This window comes from Streptomyces sp. WZ.A104, assembly GCF_002382885.1.
In the GTDB taxonomy this organism is placed as follows: Bacteria; Actinomycetota; Actinomycetes; order Streptomycetales; family Streptomycetaceae; genus Streptomyces.
Genome location: NZ_NWVL01000007.1, coordinates 54,776 through 69,296 on the forward strand (window position 1 = coordinate 54,776; position 14,521 = coordinate 69,296).

Below are 14,521 nucleotides of genomic sequence, written 5' to 3' on the forward strand. Positions count from 1 at the left end.
CCGGCACGGTCGGGCCCCACCGATTCGGCGTTCAGAAGCGCAGAGCGTCGGCGATGAGGTTGAAGACGGGGCCGCCGTGCACGGCCAGTTCGGTCAGGCGTCTGAAGTCATCGAGGTAGAGATTGACCTCATGCTTCTGCTTTACCGTCAGGTACGCGGAGACGAGTTCCACGTTGACCTGCCGCTCATCGAAGATCCAGAAGTCTTCGACGGGCGGCATGAGAGTGCGGTCGGTGGTGCGCGGGATGATGCCGATGAGCACGTTGGGCAGGACTGCGGCCTTGACGAGATGGCCGAGTTGCTCGGCCATCACGCCCGGCTGCCCGACCCGTCTGTAGAGGACGGTCTCCTCCAGGACGAAGGCGAACTTCTTGGCCGGGTCGTTCAGCACCTTCTGCTTTTCCACCCGAGAGGCCACGGCCTCCTCGACGTCGTCGGTGAGTCGACGGCGTTCACGGATGGCTGTGAGGACGGTCCGGGTGTATTCCTCGGTCTGCAGCGGACCGGGAATCAAGTTCTGCGAGTAGGACTTGAAGTCTTTCGTCCTTGCCCACAACGGCCGTACCAGATCTTGTGCCGGCCGCAGCCCTCTGCCTTCCATCGACCGCCACTCGACGTACATGACCTCGATGCTGCGGGCCGCTTCAATGAGGTCCTCTGCCTCGGACTCGGCTCTGCATGCCTGCGCCCAGGCCCGGATCGTCTCGGGCGACGCTGGAGCCCGGCCGTTCTCAATCCGGCTGCACTTCGCCCGGTCCCACCCACACCTGCGTGCTAACTCCGCTGCCGTGAGCCCGTTGTCCTCGCGCAGTCGGCGTAGACGCTGACCAAGCGCTAGACGGGCTTCGGTGATGCTGGATGAGGTAGGCATGCGGCCCAGTGTGCAGTCCTGAGCACGAAGCCGTGGAACAGCCCGCGCAGCACCAAACGCACCATATGCAACAGTTTATGACTGTATGTCGGCTCTTGGGATTGCGTGGACGTGCGACTCCGTCCCCGGCTTGGGGAAGAGTGGCAGGAGCCTCTTGGGGAACTCGACGACGGTCTCGTGGTCGGGGACTGTGATGGACGCCAGCCTGGCTGCGTCGACCACCTTCCAGGACTGGAGCAGGTAACTGTCGGAGACGTCGTCATAGTACAAGGTCGGACTGCCATTGTTCGGGCTCTCCGGGTCCTTGCACAGCAAATGAAGCGCCATTGGTCCTCCAAGTGGTCAGGTGACTGCTGACGGTCTGAGCGCGATCCGTCGCGCAGAGCCATCGCTACGTGATTGCGTGATGTTGCGCCCTGAAACTTCGAGAGAGCCAAGGGTGTGCGCATTGTTGCGGTGCTGTGAGATCGGTCATGCCTGTCGTTCGTCGCGGCAGTGCCCCGCTCGGACGCCCGAAGGGGTGATTGCCATCAGCGATCAGATGACCGCTCCGGGCTTCTGATCGTCGCGGCGATGCCGGGTCCATGCCCCGCCATCCCCCGCACACTCGAGGACCGGGTGGTGGAGACGGTCGCCGGACGCGGTCGGCCTGGGCTTGCCGTGCTGCGCACGGTTCGTGGAGTGCATGAGCGGGTGCGGACCGGCACTTCGCACGTCAGCGAAGGCTTGTGGGCGCACCGCCATGTCGTTCCCGGGGCTGAGGGCGAAGACGCGTGTCCGCGACGGCCCACAACGATCCCGGTATGGGCCTGGGGCTCTCCGGGCGGATCGGGCCGCGTCGCTGGGATCGGTCTTGCGGCCCCGAATCCCTTTGAGGTGGGCTGGGTTGACCAGCATCAGATTCAGATGCGGCTGCAGCAGGTAGTAGACCGGACGCCAGTAGTCCGAGGTCGCCTCCATCACCACCACCTCGACCCGCCGCTCCAGCAGCCAGGCCAGCAAGCGCCGGACTTCAGCCGTCGTGGTACCGAACCGTTCGGTCTCCAGGGACCAGCTGCCGGCCCGTTTCGTACTCGGCGTCCGTACGCATGCAAGCAGGAACCGTTTGCCGAGGTCCACGCCGGCGGACCGTAGATGGATTACCTCGTCCTTGGAATCCTGGAGCCGGGCCATCCTGTTCTCCCTCCCGCCCGATACATCCGTGTGCGGCGGGCGTCCCGGAGGGGCCAAGGAAGTGGCGGAATCTGACACGCGTGCTCCAGGCGGCAGACAAATACCGCCCTGGCAACAATCCGTGGTCCCCTGGTCGGCCCCCATCGCCATCCTGTAAAACGAGCTTGCCAGCATCGCAGGCCCATCGGCTGACCGGGACGTCCGACCCCATTTTCCCGTACCCGAGGTGATCAGCGCAGCCAATCTCGCCCACCTATAAAACGTTCGGCTCTGTCTCACATCCGGTGGTAACGGACGGTGAGTTTCGTTGCAGAGAGTGCGGTTGGCGTTCTGGCCTTGATGTCTTTGGATCGGACGGTGCTGCAGCGGGATGCCAGCCCCGGTACGTCGGGCTCGCATCGGCTGCTGCCGCGCAGGCCGGCCGATTCCGTCAACGATCGCTGCAACGTCCGGACCTGCGACTCCGTGATACAGGGTCCATCCATCGCCATCACTACCGTCCGTCACCACCGGATGTGAGACAGAGCCGCTCGTTTGACAGTCCCCGGCCTGGCTGGCCTCTCCGTCCTCGTGGTCGTGCTTGTCAGCTTCGTGGGGCTGCGCCAACTGGCGTCTGCCCTGTCCGAACAACCTGGCGCAGGCGGCCACAGCCACGGCGGCGGCTCTGAACCGGAGCCCGAAGAGCACGCGCCACAAGAGGAAGACCGGCCGGGCGGCGCGTCCTTCCCCGCAGAATCCCCGAAGGCGAACACCTCGACGGCAACAGGGGGCGACGCTGCGGAATCCGGGAACGAAGACGGCCACAGCCACTGACCTGGCGGTCCCCCGCGTCACCGTGAACCGTCCCGGGCGGACTGGAGGACGGATCCCTGGCCGTACGAGGCATTGTGGAAGCTCTACAACTCGCGTGGCGCTCCTTGTTGCCGTCATCGGCGCGCCTCTCGGTGGCCAGTCGGTGGCCGGACGCCTTTGGACGACGTGATACGAGCGAGCACAGACCAATCAGCCGCACCTGCGCTGATCAGGCAGGACGTCACTCAGTAGCACGGTCAGGCACCACGCAACATGATCGCTCGCGGTCTCGTAATGCGTAGGTCTCGGGTTCGAATCCCGAAGGCGGCTCAGTAAAGGCCCAGGACAGATAGCCTCTGACCTGGGCCTTTGTGCTTTTCTTGATCTATTCTCGGCGGTGATGTGTCCCGTTCGGGGCACCATGATCGCCACCGGTGGACAACCGGTGGACAGGCGTGCAGCGGGCGTGCAAAGCGGTGGACAGGCGGGGGCCGGCCGACCGGCAACGGGGAGGCGACTTCAAGAGCGCATCTGCGGTCCACGGGCCGTAATCCGTCGTGAGTGCTCTTGGGGGGTTCCTATAAACCGACGTCGTCACCGCGCCGCCTAGTAGAGAATCGGTCGGTCGGAAGATCACGGTGGAGGGGGCGGTCGTGAACGTGATGCGCTTCGACGCGGAGGCCGGCGAATTCGTCCTCGGCGTCCGGGAGGAGAGCGTCCAGCTCCTTCGGGGCATGGGCACGATCTGTCTGCAGGTCGGGCTGGATGTGAAGGCACCCAGTGCGACGAAGGCCGGCAGGTTCCTGGCTCTCCAGACCGACCTGTACGGGATCGCGAACCCCTACCAGCGGACGCTCGTCGGACGGGGCACGGAAGTGCTCGCGTTCACGCCGGAGACCGGAGTCGAGCGGCCCGTCCTCAAGTTCCTCCTCACCTCAGCCCAACTCCACGCCATCAACGAGGCTCGCGACGGCGACCTCCGAATGGAACTGGAGGTCACCGGCACGCTTCCGCAGGCCCCCGGCTAACCCGGTAGCACGACGGAGGTCCTGCACTTCAGCGTGGCAAAGAGCCGCTGGATCGAACAGGTCTCCGCCCTCGGCCCCGCGGTCGCGTTCGAGATGCAGGTCCCGTTCCCGTTGGAGGACGACCCCCGCGCGACGCCCGCCCGGTTCCTGCGCGCAGCCCAGCGCCGACTCCTGGACGACGACATCGAAGGCGCGATCCTGGAGGCCCGTCGCGCGCTTGAATGGATCAAGGACCACAGCGGCTGGAAGTGGCCCGGCGGTAAGGACAGGTTGCAGCGCACGCAAGACGAACGCTGGGCTTGGATCCGTCTCGCCGTCGAGGACCAGACGAGCGCAGCGGTTCACAAGGACGCGGTGACGTCGGCGTTCAGTTACAGCCGGGACGAGGCGAAAGCGCTGATCGCCATCGCCGCAGCGCTGTTGACGGTCGTGGATGACCCTCTCTGAGCAGCCCAGCGAGGCCGTAAAGCGGCTTCGCGCACAAGCCGGAGCCCTGGTCAGCTTCCCTCTGACCGGGGCTCCTTCTCCGTCCACCGTCAGGCGGAACGATTCTGCTGGGTCGCGTCGTCCTTACGTGGCGGCGCCATCCTCGGCAGGCGAGACGCGGGGTCTACCTGCGGCACGACGTCCGGAACAGCCGCCAGCGCCTTACGCGCATGAGGGACGAGCTGCACGACCTTCTCGGCAGCGTCACGCGCCAGGTCGTCGAGGACCGACTGGTAGATGTCCCGCGTGATCCGCGTGTCCGAATGGCCGAGGGTCTCCGAGACGACCTTGATGTCGACGCCCGCCGCGAGCATCAGCGTCGCAGCGACGTGCCGGAGGTCATGAAGGCGGATCGGCGGAAGGCCAGCCGCCTCCACGAGGCGCTCGAACAGATCGCTGACCTTGCCCGGGTGGAGGAGAGAGCCGTCCTCCTGGGTGAAGATCCGACCGGTGTTCTGCCAGCCCTCACCCCATGCCTCGCGCTCGGTCTGCTGGCGCGCCTTGTGCGTGAGGAGGCCCTCGTTAGTCTCGCCGTCCAGGGCGATCAGTCGGAGGCCGCTGTCGGTCTTGGGCGCACCCTCGTGGACCTCCCAGCCGTCTTGGACGAGCTGCGTGGCGATGGCCAGCGAGCAGTGCTTCGCGGAGTAGTCCTCCCAGCGGACACCGCACGCCTCTCCTCGCCGAGTACCGCGAAACGCAATGAGTCTCCAGAGCAAGTACAGCCGGTCTCCCGCGACGAAGTCGAGGAAGACGGCGGTCTGCTCCGGGGTCCAGACCATGACCGGCGACGGCCGCTTACCGGTCTCCTGCCAACGAGCGATGCGCTCCTCGGTCCAGACGAGGGCCTTCGGCTTGGTACCGGGCAGCAGCTCGACGTGAGCGGCCGGGTTGAAGGCAGGCATGACCTGCTGAGCGATGGCGACGTTGAGCGCGGCCCGGAGCGTGTCGCGGATGTGAGGCTGGGTGTTCAGCCCGGTGACTCGACGGAACGGCGGCATCGCGTCGAGCTGTGCGCGGAACCACTTCCGGCGCGCCCGGTTCTCGGCTCCCTTGTTCGGGGTGGCCTTCAGCTCGTCGGCGACCGCGCGTCGCTGGGCGTTCTGCTCCTGGATCTCGATGTTCCGCTCGTTGATGGCGTCGAACATCTTGTCGATGTGGTGGACTCGGAGCTTGTCGAGGCGAAGGTGCCCGAGGTGCGGCTTGAGGTGGACGCGGATGTCGCATTCGTAGCGCGACGCACCGCCACGGCGCAGACGTTTACGCCCGGCCAGCCAGGTGTCGAGCCACTCCCCGACGGTGGTCTTCGAGTTGAGCGACTGACCCGTCTGGAACCGGCGACGGGTCTCGTCGTAGTCCGGCAGAGGGGTCTTCTCCTTGACGCAGTCCTCCAGCAGGTCGCTGATCTGCGTCCTGCCCCACGCGTCGTCCTCTTCGGGAATCGCCATGAGGGCGCGGACCTTGCCCAGCTCCTCCTGGGCTTTGGTGGAGGTCTCGAAGCCACCACGACGGAACCGCCGTCGTCGGCCGTCCTGGGCGGGGTCCAGCTCCTGGAACACCCCGAAGGTCCCGTGCCGTCGCGACTGGAGCTTCGGGCACGACGCCCCGAGGTCCTTGCCGGTCTCGGGGTCAGTGCACCGGCACCGTCGCGTGATGGTGCCCTTCTTCATTCACGCTCCTCGGCCTCGGGGTGTATGTCGGGCTCGTCGACAAAGGCGAGTCGGTCTGGAAGGGCCGGAGGGGTGAGGCCGCGCTGACGCATCCGCTCTCGGTACGCGCGCAGCTCTTGGGCGTCCTCGAAGGCGTGCGCCTCGTATCCCTCGGCCCGCTCAAGAAGCGTGGCTCGGCGACTGCGGTCCAGAGTGGTGCTGGCTACTCGTCGCCGCTCCTGCGCCAAGTCGTACGAGGACATCGACGCGGCAACGAGGTCGCCATGGTGTCGGAAGCTGTCGAGCACGTCCCGGGGCGAGCCCTCGGGGGCCGCATCATCCAGAGGTGTCTCACCGGTGAACCACGCGACCGCGTCCCAGGTGGACAGCTCGCGGCCCGGCAGAACCTCGACCGCCGCCGAAGAACCGAGCGGGAACAACAGGGTGACCGGCGGGACGTCCAGTACGTCGGCAAGCATGACGACGTCCGCCACGCTGACGCTCGTCTTGCGTCCGGACTCCAGGTTCTTGATCGAGTGCTCGGTGATTTCCGGCATGCCGCGAGCCGCGCACTCCTGCGCGACCTCGGCCATCGTGAGGCCGGCGGCCCGGCGCGAGTCTCGTAGGCGCTGAGCGATCCGACCGGTGAACGCTGTCGACCATTGATCAGGTGTCATGGTGACACCCTAAGAAGCGAAAAGGCGCTGCCGCAACTCCGTGATACATCTTTCGCGTCACAACGGCACGCGTGAGCGTCTGGAGGGCGTCATGGCAGCACCTAAGACGGCAGGAGTGGGGCGAGGACTGACGAGCGACGAGCTGCTCGCTCTTCCGGCGGTGATCGATCTCGACACCTCGAACAAGGCGCTGATGATCGGACGGTCCACCGGGTATGGGCTCGCCAAGCAGGGGGAGTACCCGGTCAGGGTGCTGCGCCTAGGGAACGCCTACCGAGTGGTCACGGCCGACCTGCTGAAGTTGCTGGGCCTTGAGCGACAGCAGCCCGGCGGCAGTCGAGAGCCCGATGGCAGCGAGCGGCACGACCTCGCCGCGTAGGGGAGTTCCGCGCACCCCTCGGAGGCGAGCTGCGCGGTCCAGTGGGCCGAAGTCCGACGGGTACGTTCGGCCCGGATCCGGGCGACCAGCGCTTGTCGACTGCGTCAGCCCTCTGGGTAGGGTCGCGGTACCCGAGCTGGAGAGGTAGCCGCATGGACCCCGAGATCGTGATCGCGCAGACGACGAGTGACGACGAGGAGCAGGCGAAGACCCTCGCCAGAGGCGCTGTTGAGAGCAAACTGGCGGCGGGCGTCCACATCGATGCGCCCATCACCGCCTTCTACTGGTGGCAGGGGAAGGTCGAGGCGGCTCAGGAGTGGCGGATCTCCTACATGACGTCGTCGGATCGGCTCCCCGCGCTAGAGGCATGGCTGCACGAGAGGCACCCGTACGACGTGCCCCAGTGGGTCACGCTGCCTGTCACCGGAGGGTCGGAGGCGTACCTGTCCTGGGTCGTCGACGAGACGCGCCCGGGGTAGAGGTCTCCACTACAGCGCCTTGCTCTCGCTGAGCCTGTGCGCTTCGACGCTTCACAGCGTCGCGAACGTCAGCAGGTGGCTGGCCAGGTCATGCTCAGTGTCGGGGAGCCCGGCAGCGATGGCCTGAGCCCGCTGCCGGCCCATGGTGTTGGGCTTCGACTCCGCCGCTGCGGCGAACTGGTGCGCTACGTAGGCTCCGCGATCTATGTCGCCGCCGCGCAGAAGGGCGGACGCCAGGTCACCCAGGACGACCACGCCGGACTCGGGTAGTTCGCCGCCGAGGCGCTCGACTGCGGAGTCGGCCGTGGCGGTCAGCTCCTGACGCGCGAGTTCGCCATAGACCGAGAGGGTCAACGAGTCCATGCGGTATGGCGTCACGAAGCGGACCCACGCCTGCTCGCTCGTATGGTCGGCGAAGTCATAAGCGAACTTGGCCTGATCGAGAGCACGAAGGGCGCCAGCGTCATCGCCTGACTGGGCGGCTTCCTCCGCGTACCGGCCCAGAGCCCACGCTGCGGCGGTTGCGTTGCCACGTCCGCGTACGTCCTGAGCTGCCTGCGAAAGCATCTCCAGCGCCTTCGCCGGGCTGGGGGCACCGTAGCTCGCGTATCCCAGAGCGAGAGCGCGCAGCGGAGGGTGTCCGGCCCTTTTCGCGCACTCCGAGGTCACTCCGTAATAGGAAGTGGCCTTGTCCTGCTGGCCGAGGTCCCAGGCGATCCACCCAGCAAGAGCGGCAGTCTCCCCGGCCGCGATGGTCAGGGCTCGCTCGTGGGCTCCGGCGCGGGGAAGGGCTGCGGTGATCGCGTCCAAGTGCGCCTCGACGCGGGACTGCAGACTGAGCGCACTCTCGTTCAGCTCGTCCACGTGCAACGTGGCCGCATGATCAATAAGCACCGCCGCGGACTCAGGGTCGATCTTGGAACCCTTGCTGAGTGCGTAGGCCAGTCGGCCCCAGGGCTCGGCAGCCGCAGCCGCACCGACGACTGCGCCTCCCAGCAGCGTTCGGCGTTTCACGTCGTCCAGGTCCTCCGCCTCGGCCTTGTTCTTCTCTCGCCGCCTGGCGCGGGCGGCCTTCGCCTCGCGCAGCAGCGGCTCCAGCGGGACGCCACAGGCCAAAGCGATGTTCCCCAGGGTGTGGTCCGTCGGAACGTTCGCACCGTTCTCGTACCGGTTCACCTCCCGGCGGGTCACCGTTGCCCGGCCGGAGGCGGCGTTGATCGCACCGGCCTGCTCGTCCTGCGTCCGATTCGCGTTACGCCGCAGGTGACGGAGCAACTCGGCAAATGGATCCACCGCCATGAGTCTGACCCCTATCCGTGGGAGAAAGCCAATACTCCCCTCAACTCCCCCCTGGTTTTCCCCCCTTGACAAAGATTTCCCCCCTCCGGTTTCCCCTGTCCCGGATCGCGCAGCCACGGTGCGATGTGCTCATGACCACGCACCGGACAGCAACGCCGCCCCGACCTCGGGGCGACGACGGTGGCGCCCACGCCGTCGGCGCCTCGACCGCTCGGTGTCCGCTGGCCTCTCACGTCTTCGAGATGGCCATGGAGCCGGTAGATGTGCACGTCGCTCAAGCGCGACGAACGACGGCCCTGTTGAAGCACTGGTCGTTGCCGGAGACGCCGGCAGAGGACGCCCGGCTCGTCGTCTCGGAGTTGGTGTCCAACGCGATCATTCACGGTTCCGGGGACGTCCGACTGCGACTGCGACACGACGAGCACGAGCTTCGAATCCGAGTCACCGACGACAGCACGGCACCGGCGAGGCGGCGACGTGCGAGTGCCGCCGGCCTCGGCGGTCGAGGGCTGCACCTCGTCGCCTGCTTGTCGCTTCGGTGGGGCGTCGCGGACGGCGGCCGGACGACGTACGCGGTCATCCCCACTCTCCCGGAGGCACCCCCATGTCGCCGCAAAACGCAGTCAAGCACGGAGCCGACGTGTTGAGCCTCGTCGCCTTTGATCGGGGGCGAGGGAAGCACACGGGCGGTGGGGCGCCGACCGCTGGCCGTGACCACCCGAGCTGGCCTCGCACCTCTGCCCAGGTGAAGCGTCAGTCCCGAGCGGGCCAACTCCGTGGCTTGCGCCAGCACTTCTACCGTCAGGCCGTCGGCGCGCAGGCCGATCAGCCGCTGCGCGTGCTGGCGTACAGCCTGGTACCGAGTCCGAGGGCCCGACCTGACGAGGACTGGGGGACGCTACAGGCTGAGGCCGACCAGCTCGGTTACGCGATCACCGCCCGGCTCCACGATGTGGCGGTCCCGGTGACCACGACATACCTCCCGGCATCCAGTGCGAGCCAGGGCGTCTACACGCCGCCTTGGGATCGGCCTGGATGGCGGGAAGCCGAGCGACAGCTCCGAGAGGGCTTGGCCGACGGCGTGCTCGTCCTCGACCGGCACAGCATCAGCTCCGATGACGACGAGTACCACGCCGTGATCAAACACCTGTGCGAGCACTGCCGGGCGTTTCTCCACCTCGTGATCTCCGAGGAGCCCGTCGCGCCGACTTGAAGGCGTCCGCTGCTCTGGATGGACAGGAAGGGCTGGGGCTGGCGGCAGATCAGCGCCCAGATCGCCCTGATCGTCGCCGTGAGCGTCGTGCTCGTCTTCACCTTCAAATACACCTGACCGAGGGCTGACCATGACTTTCGAGGGACACATCGATCGTGCGCCGCGCCTCCTCCCGCACCGCGAGCAGGGCGAAGCGCTCCTCGCCATCAGGGAGGCCGCCCCTTCGGCACCCAGCGAAGAGGGGATCGACCTCTTCGCCGTGCCCGCTGGTGAGGTTCAGGGGCGTGGCTTCGACCTCTCGCGCTTTCACCGGCTCGCGCGCCTGCCGGCCGTGCCGGACGGATTGACCTCGCCGTCGGCTGAGGGCCCGCCGGACGCGGCCTGACTCTCCTCAAGCGAGCACGACGGCGACGACCACTGCCCCGGATGCCGCCGCCGGTTGCCGCACCGCCCCATCCATCCCCGAGTAAAGGTCGCAGATGAACCGTCCCGTACTCGCTCTGGCCACCACCATCGCCCTCGCGTCCGCGGTGCACATCGCCCAGCGTCGCCAGCATCACCGCCAGTCCCTGGAGTTGGCAGTGCACCAGGCCCACGGCCGCATGCTCGAAGTCGCCACCACACACCCGGACTTGGACCCGATCTGGGTGCGCAACCACCCCGACCACGTCAAGGACGACGAATCGGGTCCGCTCCTGATGTGCCAGTGGTGGCTTGAGTTCTGGCGCACCGGCCTCAATCTCAGGGTGTTCACCCCCGCCATCCTGCGGCAGAACGCGCGGAACTTCATGCAGGACCCGACGGCCCTCAAGGCGTGGGCCTTGACCCGCCACGGGCGTGCTCTGCAGTCCCGAGGGCGATGGGACCGCTTGCACGTCGCGCTGCTCGACGCGGCGTTCGAGGAGGCCGGCGGTCCGTCCCAGTACCCCGAGTTGGAACTTGCCCCGGCTTCGGCCCTCTGAGGCACGACGACACCCTGACGAGAGGATGATCATGACCGTTCCCGCTTGCGGATCGCCACCCGCCCCGGCCGCGCCGAGCGACTACGGGTCGCGCGCTCTTCTCCTCGACCTCGACGGGGTCCTCCTCGACACGCGTCCCGTGATGCGGAGGGCGTGGCAGAGGGTCCAGGAGGTCCATGGCATCGCGCTCCCGTTCCGTGACTACGAGCGCCACCTGGGTCGCGAGTTCGGGGACATCATGGAGCGCCTGGGCGTGACCGATGCCGAGGCGGTCCGCAGGACGTACGAGGCGGAGTCCGTGGCCACCGCGCACCTCGCGGAGGAGTTCGCCGGCATCGTCGAGACGCTCCACGCCTTCGTGGCCGCCGACTGGCGGCTGGGCGTCGTGACGTCCAAGCACGTCGACCGGGCGGCCCCGCTCCTCGCGCGCCTCGGGTGTCCCTTCGCGACCATCCGCACGCCCGCCGGCGCGGGCCGGACGAAGCCGGCCCCGGACCCGCTCCTCCTGGCGCTGGTCGACCTGGGAGTCGACCCCGCCTCCGCCGTCTACGTGGGTGACATGGCGGTCGACCAGGAGTCGGCCGCACGCGCCGGCGTCCCTTATGTGCACGCTGGGTGGGGCTACGGGCAGCCGACGGCTCCCGCCCCGGGGACGGTCTCGTCCCCCAGGGAACTGCTGAGCCTCCTCCCCGCCAAGCAGCTCGTCGAGGGGAGCAAGGTGTGAGCCCCCGCACCACTGGCGGCCTCGGCCTGGTCCGCTCCTCCAACGTCGGGAAGCCGACGTGGACTCTCGTCGGAACCGGCGCCCTGGCGCACGCGCGAACCGACCACATCCACACGACGGAGCTTGATGCGACGGCCGTCGACAAGCAGTTACTGCGCTCCGGCGTCGAAGACGTCATGGAGGCCGTCGACCGCTACAGCGCCAAGTGGGCCGCCACCCCGGGCGGAGCCGACTGGCTCCACGTTCAGCACGTCCCCGTGCGACGCTTCGTCGCCGAGATCGTGCGCAAGCTCCTGGCCCTGAACTCCTGGGCACCGTTCGCCTCCGCCCCAGGGCCTCTGATCCTGGCCCCCTACGAAGGTCTCGTGGGACTGCGTTCGAGCAGCTCGCGGGAGTACCTGGCCTACACCGTGACATGGTCCGGCGTCGCGTACGTGCTCGGTGCTGCGGCACCGCACAACCCGACCCGCTCCGCCCAGCTCCGAAACCGCGCCCGGACGAGTACGGCGAACACGGAGCCGAGTCCGCTCCCCTTGGATCTCGGACGGCAGGACGTTCTGGCGCTGTCGTGGACCTCCCGCCATGCCGCCACGCTGACCCCCGTTCTCGCCGAGCTGGCGCGAGGTGGGCAGAGGAGCCTCCTGCTCGATCTCGCCACTGACGCCGCCGAGCGATGCAGCGCGGGACCGGCAACGGGTTTCGAGCTGCGCGCGGCTCCGAGCGACCTCTTCACCGCCTCCGGCACCGTCGAGGGCCTCCACCGCCCCGACGACGAGCACGTCGTCCAAGTGGAAGGCCACGGCATCCAACTTGCTCGGCTCGTAAGGCTCTTGTCCGTTCTCTTGGAGACCAGCGGGGGCTGCACCCAACCGTCGTGGCGGACGGTGGTGCGGGCGGAGAGCTGGCTCGACGACATCCTGTCGACCACCCGGCCGCACACCGTCCTGCTGAGCAACGACACCAGCCCACTGGGAGTGCTGGCCGCGCACGCCGCCGAGCGGCACGGAGCGAACTCGGTGCACGTCCAGCACGGGGCGTGGACGCCGGAATCGGTCGCCTGGCCGGCCCTGCACAGCCGCGACATCATCGTCATGGGCGAGCGGGACCTTGCCCTGGGCCGAGGGTGGGCGCGCCACCCCGAGGCCGAGGTGCACGTCCTCGGGCAGCCCCGCTTCGACGTCCTCACCAGCCTGAGCCGCCAGACACAACGGCGGTACCTGGAGAACCTGCTCGCTCCGGGGGGCCGACGCGCGCCGACCCGGATCGCGGTGTGGGCCTGCCAGCCCTTCAACCCCGATCACCTCAAGTCCCACGCGGACCTCCTCCTGGACGGGTTTGCCGAGGCGGACGGCGACTGGGGGCTCGTCATCGCTCCACACCCGGCGCAGGGAGCCGACGCCTTCACCGCTCTGGTGAAGCGGGGCTCCGGGCCGCCCATCGCGGTGGCCGATCCCCGAGTCGGAGCCCGAGGCTGCCTCGCCGGCGCGGACGTCCTGGCGAGCGCGTACTCGACGTGCGGGATCGAAGCCGCGCTGCTCGGCATCCCGGTCCTCGAAATCGGCCCGCCGGGCGAACGCACCCTGGGCCTGACCAGTCACGGACTGGCGACCCGGTGCGAAGCCGCCGATGAGGTCGCCGAAGCACTCTCCGGCTTGCGCGCGGGCCCTGCGCCGATCCCGCGGGCGGCCCTGGACGCGGTCTGCCGGTGGCGCGGCGACAGCGCCACTCGGATCGCCCGGCTCATCACCGAACGCGCCACCTCCGGCCCGAGGGCCGACGACTCCACCCACCACCATCCGGGCGCCGCTGCGTCGCCCAAGGACGAAGGAGCATCCGTCCGATGACATCCCTCACAGCCGACAGCATCGCCGAGCTGTTCTCCGGCGCCGTCACGCTGGCCAAGTCCGGCGAGAAGATCAGCCCCCGGGGCATGGCCACCCACGAAGTCCGCGATGTGCACCTGCTGCTCACGCAGCCGCGTGCCCGCCTGCTCTACGCCCCGCCCGCCCGCATCGTGAATCCGGCCTTCGCCGTCGCCGAGACGGTCTGGCACCTGTCCGGCTCCGACGCCCCGTGGATCTTCGACTACAACAACCGGCTGCGGCAGTTCGCCGACGAAGGCGTCCTCCTGGGGGCGTACGGCCCCAGGATGCGGAACTGGGGTGGCAAGGTCGACCAGCTCGCCCGCGTCGTCGAGATCCTCCAAGCCGACCCCGACTCCCGGCGAGCCCTGATCCAGCTCTACGACCCGGCCCAGGACGCCGCAGGGCACAAGGACGTGCCGTGCACCCTCGGGTTCCGGTTCCACCTGCGCGCCGGCCGCCTGCACATGGCGACCATGATGCGCGGCCAGGACGTATGGATCGGCATGCCGTACGACGTGTTCTTCTACACCGTGCTGCACGAGCTGGTCGCCGGATGGCTCGACGCCGAACTCGGCGAGTTTCACCTGCACATCGGCTCGCTGCACATCTACGACGAGCACATCGAACAGGCCGACACGCTCACCTCGCTCCCGGCGAGCGGGATCATGCCCGACCTGCGAACACCCTGGAACGGCTTCGACGGCCTGCTCGACCAGGTCGAGGCCCGTGACGTGACCGGCCACCCCGGCTGGGATGCGATGGCCGAGACGCTGCGCAGCTACCGGTTGTGGAAGGACGGCAAGCGCGAGCAGGCGTGGCGGGCGGCCGACACGATCGACGGGCCCCTCGGCCAGGCCCTCACCGCCTGGTACGGAGAGCTGGAGCGGCGCTCGACCAATCGCGCCGCGACAGCCGGGGCAAGGTGAC

At 68.1% G+C, this 14,521-nt stretch carries 16 protein-coding genes; 11 read left to right on the forward strand and 5 right to left on the reverse strand.

Features of this window, described 5'->3' with window-relative positions; genetic code table 11:
* Positions 1 to 31 precede the first annotated feature (31 nt).
* The gene (locus CIB93_RS05485; RefSeq protein ID WP_096624651.1) at positions 32 to 871 is read right to left on the reverse strand and encodes a helix-turn-helix transcriptional regulator; all 840 of its coding nucleotides are present in this window, start codon (positions 869 to 871) and stop codon (positions 32 to 34) included.
* A 537-nt stretch (positions 872 to 1,408) separates the two neighbouring features.
* A complete protein-coding gene (locus tag CIB93_RS37735) occupies positions 1,409 to 2,044 on the reverse strand; it encodes a transposase (RefSeq protein WP_179499985.1) in 636 nt (211 codons plus the stop codon).
* Between the two features lie 1,445 nt (positions 2,045 to 3,489).
* Here CIB93_RS37735 and CIB93_RS05500 point away from each other — a divergent pair.
* Together CIB93_RS05500 and CIB93_RS05505 are read left to right on the forward strand one after the other, a co-directional pair.
* Entirely contained in the window at positions 3,490 to 3,864 is a 375-nt protein-coding gene (locus tag CIB93_RS05500) for a hypothetical protein (protein WP_143659997.1), read from the forward strand.
* A gap of 33 nt (positions 3,865 to 3,897) precedes the next feature.
* A complete protein-coding gene (locus CIB93_RS05505) occupies positions 3,898 to 4,311 on the forward strand; it encodes a hypothetical protein (protein WP_096624659.1) in 414 nt (137 codons plus the stop codon).
* An 89-nt stretch (positions 4,312 to 4,400) separates the two neighbouring features.
* Here CIB93_RS05505 and CIB93_RS05510 read toward each other — a convergent pair whose 3' ends face one another.
* A complete protein-coding gene (locus tag CIB93_RS05510; protein ID WP_096624661.1) occupies positions 4,401 to 6,017 on the reverse strand; it encodes a tyrosine-type recombinase/integrase in 1,617 nt (538 codons plus the stop codon).
* Positions 6,014 to 6,673, reverse strand: coding sequence for a helix-turn-helix domain-containing protein (locus tag CIB93_RS05515; protein ID WP_096624663.1), 660 nt, complete (start codon positions 6,671 to 6,673; stop codon positions 6,014 to 6,016). The genes CIB93_RS05510 and CIB93_RS05515 overlap by 4 nt, the downstream gene beginning before the upstream one ends.
* A 91-nt stretch (positions 6,674 to 6,764) precedes the next feature.
* Between CIB93_RS05515 and CIB93_RS05520 the strand changes: the two genes are divergently transcribed.
* The gene (locus CIB93_RS05520; RefSeq protein ID WP_096624665.1) at positions 6,765 to 7,052 is read left to right on the forward strand and encodes a hypothetical protein; all 288 of its coding nucleotides are present in this window, start codon (positions 6,765 to 6,767) and stop codon (positions 7,050 to 7,052) included.
* Between the two features lie 152 nt (positions 7,053 to 7,204).
* Positions 7,205 to 7,531, forward strand: coding sequence for a divalent-cation tolerance protein CutA (cutA, locus tag CIB93_RS05525; RefSeq protein WP_004921029.1), 327 nt, complete (start codon positions 7,205 to 7,207; stop codon positions 7,529 to 7,531).
* A gap of 51 nt (positions 7,532 to 7,582) precedes the next feature.
* Here the strand turns inward: cutA and CIB93_RS05530 are convergent, their stop codons facing one another.
* Positions 7,583 to 8,830, reverse strand: a complete 1,248-nt coding sequence (locus CIB93_RS05530; protein ID WP_096624667.1) for a helix-turn-helix domain-containing protein — start codon at positions 8,828 to 8,830, stop codon at positions 7,583 to 7,585.
* 248 nt (positions 8,831 to 9,078) lie between these two features.
* Here CIB93_RS05530 and CIB93_RS05535 point away from each other — a divergent pair, with 248 nt between their 5' ends.
* From CIB93_RS05535 to CIB93_RS05565, 7 genes are all read left to right on the forward strand, one after another.
* Positions 9,079 to 9,477, forward strand: coding sequence for an ATP-binding protein (locus CIB93_RS05535; RefSeq protein ID WP_257002052.1), 399 nt, complete (start codon positions 9,079 to 9,081; stop codon positions 9,475 to 9,477).
* Positions 9,478 to 9,611: 134 nt separating this feature from the next.
* Positions 9,612 to 10,043, forward strand: coding sequence for a hypothetical protein (locus tag CIB93_RS05540; RefSeq protein ID WP_257002038.1), 432 nt, complete (start codon positions 9,612 to 9,614; stop codon positions 10,041 to 10,043).
* Between the two features lie 130 nt (positions 10,044 to 10,173).
* A complete protein-coding gene (locus CIB93_RS05545) occupies positions 10,174 to 10,428 on the forward strand; it encodes a hypothetical protein (protein WP_033949325.1) in 255 nt (84 codons plus the stop codon).
* Between the two features lie 94 nt (positions 10,429 to 10,522).
* Positions 10,523 to 11,005 (forward strand): DUF6082 family protein, encoded by a 483-nt coding sequence (locus CIB93_RS05550; RefSeq protein ID WP_096624673.1) that lies wholly within the window; start codon positions 10,523 to 10,525, stop codon positions 11,003 to 11,005.
* Positions 11,006 to 11,036: 31 nt separating this feature from the next.
* Entirely contained in the window at positions 11,037 to 11,729 is a 693-nt protein-coding gene (locus CIB93_RS05555) for an HAD family hydrolase (RefSeq protein WP_257002039.1), read from the forward strand.
* The gene (locus CIB93_RS05560) at positions 11,726 to 13,573 is read left to right on the forward strand and encodes a hypothetical protein (protein WP_096624677.1); all 1,848 of its coding nucleotides are present in this window, start codon (positions 11,726 to 11,728) and stop codon (positions 13,571 to 13,573) included. The genes CIB93_RS05555 and CIB93_RS05560 overlap by 4 nt, the downstream gene beginning before the upstream one ends.
* Positions 13,570 to 14,520, forward strand: coding sequence for a thymidylate synthase (locus tag CIB93_RS05565; RefSeq protein WP_096624679.1), 951 nt, complete (start codon positions 13,570 to 13,572; stop codon positions 14,518 to 14,520). The genes CIB93_RS05560 and CIB93_RS05565 overlap by 4 nt, the downstream gene beginning before the upstream one ends.
* The last annotated feature ends 1 nt before the right edge of the window (position 14,521 follow it).

What these genes read in the sequence shown, in the direction of transcription:
- CIB93_RS05555 (WP_257002039.1), top strand. Translation starts at nt 11,037, where the DNA reads ATGACCGTTCCCGCTTGCGGATCGCCACCCGCCCCGGCCGCGCCGAGC.
- CIB93_RS05535 (WP_257002052.1), top strand. Translation starts at nt 9,079, where the DNA reads ATGGAGCCGGTAGATGTGCACGTCGCTCAAGCGCGACGAACGACGGCC.
- CIB93_RS05530 (WP_096624667.1), bottom strand. Translation starts at nt 8,830, where the DNA reads ATGGCGGTGGATCCATTTGCCGAGTTGCTCCGTCACCTGCGGCGTAAC.
- CIB93_RS05520 (WP_096624665.1), top strand. Translation starts at nt 6,765, where the DNA reads ATGGCAGCACCTAAGACGGCAGGAGTGGGGCGAGGACTGACGAGCGAC.
- CIB93_RS05545 (WP_033949325.1), top strand. Translation starts at nt 10,174, where the DNA reads ATGACTTTCGAGGGACACATCGATCGTGCGCCGCGCCTCCTCCCGCAC.
- CIB93_RS05565 (WP_096624679.1), top strand. Translation starts at nt 13,570, where the DNA reads ATGACATCCCTCACAGCCGACAGCATCGCCGAGCTGTTCTCCGGCGCC.
- CIB93_RS37735 (WP_179499985.1), bottom strand. Translation starts at nt 2,044, where the DNA reads ATGGCCCGGCTCCAGGATTCCAAGGACGAGGTAATCCATCTACGGTCC.
- CIB93_RS05550 (WP_096624673.1), top strand. Translation starts at nt 10,523, where the DNA reads ATGAACCGTCCCGTACTCGCTCTGGCCACCACCATCGCCCTCGCGTCC.
- CIB93_RS05485 (WP_096624651.1), bottom strand. Translation starts at nt 871, where the DNA reads ATGCCTACCTCATCCAGCATCACCGAAGCCCGTCTAGCGCTTGGTCAG.
- cutA (WP_004921029.1), top strand. Translation starts at nt 7,205, where the DNA reads ATGGACCCCGAGATCGTGATCGCGCAGACGACGAGTGACGACGAGGAG.
- CIB93_RS05510 (WP_096624661.1), bottom strand. Translation starts at nt 6,017, where the DNA reads ATGAAGAAGGGCACCATCACGCGACGGTGCCGGTGCACTGACCCCGAG.
- CIB93_RS05515 (WP_096624663.1), bottom strand. Translation starts at nt 6,673, where the DNA reads ATGACACCTGATCAATGGTCGACAGCGTTCACCGGTCGGATCGCTCAG.